General features: G+C 45.8%; 3 protein-coding genes. 2 read left to right on the top strand and 1 reads right to left on the bottom strand.

What is annotated here, in order from left to right; genetic code table 11:
• Window positions 1-3,235, top strand: a 3,235-nt coding sequence (locus A3761_RS28540; protein WP_231881206.1) for an immunoglobulin-like domain-containing protein, incomplete at its 5' end; no start/stop codon positions are given.
• A 94-nt stretch (window positions 3,236-3,329) separates the two neighbouring features.
• On the top strand, window positions 3,330-5,513 hold the full coding sequence (locus tag A3761_RS10475; protein WP_068509793.1) for a hypothetical protein: 2,184 nt from the start codon (window positions 3,330-3,332) through the stop codon (window positions 5,511-5,513).
• Between the two features lie 74 nt (window positions 5,514-5,587).
• Here the strand turns inward: A3761_RS10475 and A3761_RS10470 are convergent.
• The coding region (locus A3761_RS10470; protein WP_197473006.1) for an acyl-CoA dehydrogenase C-terminal domain-containing protein at window positions 5,588-6,364 on the bottom strand (777 nt) is incomplete at its 5' end.

Below are 6,364 nucleotides of genomic sequence, written 5' to 3'. Positions count from 1 at the left end.
TATAGTTGGCGGCACAATGGTCGACTCTAGCGTTGCTGGTACTTATGTCATTACCTATGATGTCAGTGACTCCAACGGTAACCCTGCCGTACAGCAAACGCGCACGGTAAATGTGAACGACTTTACCGCCCCTGTCATTACACTTAATGGTGACAGCAGCATTAATATCGCTCTAGGTAGTGTCTACAATGATGCGGGTGCGAGTGCGTCGGACAATATTGATGGCGATATTTCAGCAAGCATTATTCAGAGTGGCGCTGTTGATACCGGTACAATTGGCAGCTATACACTTGTGTATAACGTAAGTGATGCGGCTGGCAACGATGCAATCCCCGTCACACGAACAGTTAATGTTGCTGATGCGAGCGGCCCTGTTATTACACTGATCGGAAACAACCCGATCGATCATGAGGTGAATACAATCTTCACCGACCCGGGTGCGACAGCGCTAGATAATGTCGACGGAGATGTATCTTCAAATATCGGTGTCAGTGGTACGGTCAATGCTGCAGTTGTTGGTAGCTATGTACTGAGCTACAACGTGAACGACTCATCGGGTAACCCTGCCAACACCGTTAATCGAACGGTCAATGTTCAGGATACCGGCGCTCCTAGCATCACCGTGTTAGGTAGCAGCCCACTTAACCATGAGCTAAATACCCCTTATACCGATGCTGGTGCGACTGCGAATGACGCACTTGACGGAGACCTATCTGCAGGCATTATAGTTGGCGGCACAATGGTCGACTCTAGCGTTGCTGGCACTTATATCATTACCTATGATGTCAGTGACTCCAATGGAAATCCTGCACCTCAACAAACACGTACGGTTAACGTGAATGACTTTACTGACCCCGTCATTACACTTATCGGAGATAGTTTTGTAAGTGTTGATATTGACAGTATTTATACAGATGCGGGGGCAAGCGCTTCGGATAATATAGATGGCGACATTTCATCCAATATAATCCCTAGTGGTTTCGTTGACACCAGTACCCCTGGAAGCTACACACTTAACTATGACGTGAGTGACGCCGCTGGCAATGCTGCAGCCACTGTTTCCCGAACTGTAAACGTATCAGACAGCTCAGGACCAACAATCACATTAATCGGTGGTGACACCATCGAGCACCAACAAGGCACGATATTCAACGACCCTGGTGCAAGTGCTTTCGACGCTGTCGACGGAGACGTTTCTTCAAATATCTCTATTACCGGCTTTGTTAACGCAAGCGTCGCAGGTAGCTATGCCCTAACCTACAACGTCAGTGACTCTCAAGGAAACCCTGCAACCCCGGTAACTCGTACTGTCAATGTTGCAGACTCCTTACCACCTGTTATCACGCTGATCGGAGATAACCCTCTTCATGTTGAGTTAAATGGCAGCTTTACTGAACTTGGCGCGACTGCTAGCGATAGTGTCGACGGAGACTTAAGCTCTGCAATTATTATTTCCGGTGACGCTGTCAATACCTCTATTGCTGGAACCTATATCACTCGTTATAACGTCAGCGATAACACAGGTAATTCCGCTATAGAAGTAACTCGAACAGTCCTTGTTTCAGATACGACGATCCCCGTTATTTCACTACTGGGCTCAAACCCTATGAGCATTGCATTGGGAAGCATCTTCAGCGACCCGGGCGCAACAGCAAGTGATAATATCGATGGAAATATTTCCACTAGCATTATCCCTAGCGGTAGCGTGGACCCAACAACTTTGGGCAGCTATACGCTTTCCTATGACGTCAGCGATAGTGCTGGTAACGCTGCACTTACCGTAACTAGAGTTGTTAACGTTGAAGATAATAGCGCACCACTTATCAGCCTATTAGGTGACAACCCAATGGACATATCGCTCGGCGGCAGCTACAACGAGGCCGGAGCGACTGCGACCGATAACGTTGATGGTGACTTAACAAGCAGCATTGCTATTAACGGATCAGTTGATACGGACACACCTGGAACGTACACCATTAGCTATAGTGTCAGTGACAGCGAGGGTAATGTTGGTAATGCTACCCGCCAAGTCAATGTAATCGATAACACTAGTAGCGATACCGTTCCACCGGTTATCTCCTTACTTGGAAACAACCCAATCTTAATTGAACTGGGTGGCACCTATTTCGAGCCTGGCGCAACTGCAGTCGATGGCGTTGATGGTGATTTATCAGCTTCTATCGCCATTTCAGGATTCGTCGCAACGAACGCCGTAGGAAGCTATCAGGTAACTTATAATGTCTCGGACTTGTCGGGTAATGCTGCCCTAACGGTGACAAGAACAGTTATCGTTCAAGATACTACCGCACCGGTCATAAGCCTATTAGGCTCGGACCCAAGCTATCATGAGCAAGGAACGACTTACATTGATGCAGGCGCGACCGCGAGTGATTTCGGTAGCGATATATCCTCTAGTATCTTTGTATCGGGAGATGTAAACGAGAATATCGCTGGCACTTACACATTAAGCTATGATGTCGCCGATGCTCAAGGTAACGATGCTACAACCGTGACGAGAACAGTACATGTAGTCGATACCACCCCCCCTAGTATTTCAGTACTAGGAGACAATCCAGTTGAAGTTATTCAAGGACATGTTTATAGCGACCTGGGGGTTTCAGCAACTGATAACATCGATGGCGACATATCATCGAACGTAAGTATTGATACAAGCGGGCTAGATATGTCGACACCAGGCAGTTATCAAGTTCACTTTAATGTCACTGACGCGGCGGGGAATAGCGCATTAACCCAAACCCGCACCGTCACAGTCATTCCACTTGTTAAAACATTTAGTGCAAGCCCAGGACTGGATGCGGGGTCATCATCGAACTCAACCAGTATGACTATATCCGATGACCGTCAGTTAGCTGACCTTAATGTTATGATTGATATATCGCATGGCCGACCAGGAGACCTGATCCTAACGCTCACAAGCCCTGCAGGCACATCTGTTGTAATTATGGACCGACCTGGAACAACCGGCGGCTGGTTCGATTTCGGTTGCGCCAACGATGATGTCGACGCAACATTCGATGATCAGGGAAGCTCCGCTGTAGAGAACGTTTGTAACTCTTCCCCCGGTATCGGCGGCACAGTTATTCCTCACAACGCCTTAAGCGCATTTAACGGTGAGTCTACTCAAGGTGTCTGGACACTCAAAGTAGAGGATAAAGCAACGATCACCAACTCAGGAACGCTAAACACCTGGGCTCTTGAAACGATAATCCAATAGTTAGCACTGTACTAAGTTTATTGTGCAAAGGCACCAAGCGCTAAAATCGAGCTTGGTGCCAACCAATCAGATATCCCGGCTAAAGAATATAGATATGAACAAGTTGCTTAATGGAATCAATTTTAAACGCTCTCTACAGGTGAGCCTGCCGATAATGGCGCTCTCCTTGTTTGGCTGTGATGGAGGTAGTAACTCCGGTGGAGATAAAGCGGAGCCAACAACAACGCTCACATCACCTACCTACAGTAGAACAACGACTAACTCAGTGGTGACAATTAGCGGCTCCAGTTATGATGAGCATAGTGGTATCGAAAGCGTCACAGTAAATGGTGAACCAGTTACGAGTGATGATAATTACGCAAACTGGCGTGTAGATCTTCCAACCGAACCTGATATCGGTGAACTGAACATCAATACAATTGATGGTGCAGGCAATAAACGCGAAGATAAGTTTGACTTAAGGGTTACAAGAATCGATGAGATTTTTGAAGAACCAAGCCACCTGGCTATCACCTCTGATAATAAATTATTAATAAGCGATGCAAATAAGCTTAAGACTTACGCTACAGATATAAACTCACCAAGACTAACCTTGTATGCTGCAAATGACAGCGAAAGCCTAATCAAACCTCAAACAACTGTTTTTGACACAAACCAAGAGCGAGAACTTATTCTTGATGTAAGGGAAACGCAGCCAGTTTCACAAGCTATTCTCGCTCGCCAATACCCCAGCGGTAATTTAACCACTCTGGCCAACGGCCTAAACAATGTTATTGATATATCCATCGATAGCGACGGCGGCATCCTCTACCTGTTGATGGCGAATGAAAATTCAGAAAGTGGTGCAATCATTAAAGTGTTTGATATCGACGAGCAGTTAAGTCCTAATCGCTGGCCCATCCTCTCAGACAATGCTAATCCCGGCCTTGAATTACTAAAACCAACTGCAATCGTATTTCACAATGGTGTGCTCTACTGTTCTGACAATGGCAATAATACGGTTCTATCCATTGATATAGAAACAGGTACAAGCTCAATCATTTCTTCAAGTGAGCAAGGTAGCGCCTCGGGCTCTTTCTCATACATATCGGATATTGCTGCAGGGGTTGTTGAAGTCACTGATATAGACCAGGAGCTCACCACAAAGACCAAATTATGGCTAATTGATGAAGACTCAAAATCAATTATCGAGATTGATGTCGAGACTGGTGACCGAACGATACTGAGCCAAGCAAACGATGGTAAGGGTGAAGAGTTCAAAACGTTTAAACAGCTGGTCGTCGATCAGCAAAATGAACGATTACTTGTAAACGACACCGAGCTTAAGGTCGTATTCTCAGTTGCCTTTTCTTCAGGTCAGCGCGAACTTTTTGTTAGCAACCGCTACGGTAGTGGCCCAAACCTTGAAGCACCTACATCGATTCAGCACATTGGCAATAATATGGCTTTGATTACCGAAGGGCATCACAATGCGCTATTTGAAGTCGACTTACAGACAGGTAGCCGTAAAGTTATCTCTGCGTCGAACTCGAACCTCGAACTAGGCTCAGGCCCCGCTATATTGAACCCAGTCGACCTGGAGATTAACGCCTCTCAATCAAGTGTATGGGTTAGCATGCGCGAGCAAAAAAATATCTGGGAAATTGACCTAGCTAGTGGCGACAGAAACTTAATTACCCCCTCCCCTAGACTAGGCGCAACAGAGCTTAAGCTTCCATCAGGGCTAGCACTTAAGCCAGAGAGCAACCAATTACTTGTGAGTGACATTTACCTGGATAGAATTCAATCAGTAAATCTAAACAGCTACGAAACTGATATCGCGGCTAACAAACGCTTGTCTCGAAACTCAACATCAAAACTATCCAAGCCAAGCGACATCACTTACGACCAGCAAAACACATCAATCTACGCAGTCGATAGCGCCTTAAATGCCGTCATCCGTTGGAACGCCGAGTCAGAAAACGCTGAAATCGTATCTTCGATCGATGTTGGCTCGGGGCTTAACCTGCTCAACCCAATAGCAATCGATTTGAACCTTGCACAGAATACCGCCTACATCGCTGACCAGAAACTCAAGGCGATAATATCAGTTGATTTAAGCAGTGGTGACCGGGAAGTTTTATCTAACCGTGCGATCGGCTCTGGCCCTTTATTTAAAAACCTAACAGGCCTAAGCTTCAACCCAGACTCTAACTCACTTCTCGTTACCGATTCTGAAGAAAAAGCGATTTTCGCTGTTGATATTAATAATGGAAATAGAAATATAATTTCCAAGTAGCTTAGCTACTATAAAAATCAGGCATAAAAAAACCTGCAAAAAGCAGGTTTTTTTATGCCTGGAGTAAATCAGTCTTAGAACTGATCCGCAGCCAAAGCCATCATATCTTCACTACCAGAACGTACAAGCTCGGCTAGAGAAACAGTCTTAGGCAACAAACGGCTATAGAAGAATTTAGCTGTCTTGACCTTAGACGCATAAAATTCATCTGAGCCTACTTTTGGTGCTGCCGCTTTAACCATCTTCGCCCACATGTAAGCGTAAGCAGTTAAGCCAAACAATTCCAGGTATTCAACCGATGCAGCACCAATTGCGTTTGGATCATCCTTAACGCTATTGATAACATATTCTGTTACATCACTTAAACGCTCAAGCGCTGCAGACAGTGGCTTAACGAATTCAGCCAAGTCAGCATTATCAGCCTCTACCTGAATAAACGAAGCGACTTCTGAAGCAAATAGTTCGTAGAACTTACCGCCATTGGCGACAATCTTACGGCCCATCAAATCCAAAGATTGGATACCATTAGTACCTTCGTAGATTTGCGTAATACGCGTATCACGAACCAACTGCTCCTGGCCCCACTCACGAATGAAACCGTGACCACCAAATACTTGCTGGCCAGCAATACAACAATCTAAAGCACGATCAGTCAAATATGCTTTTGCAATAGGCGTCATCAATGCAACCATTGCTGATGCATGCTTCTTCTCATCAGCGTCATCTGAGTATTTCGCTGTATCCAAGAAAGTCGCAACATAGCTAGAGAAGGCACGACCACCCTCATTGTAAGCACGCATAGTCATCAACATACGGCGAATATCAGGATGCACGATTAGTGGGTCAGCAGC

The organism is Oleiphilus sp. HI0123, from assembly GCF_001635315.1.
Note: the sequence above shows the minus strand (reverse complement) of the source record. Positions and strands in the feature narration are given on the sequence as shown.

What these genes read in the sequence shown, in the direction of transcription:
- A3761_RS10475 (WP_068509793.1), top strand. Translation starts at nt 3,330, where the DNA reads ATGAACAAGTTGCTTAATGGAATCAATTTTAAACGCTCTCTACAGGTG.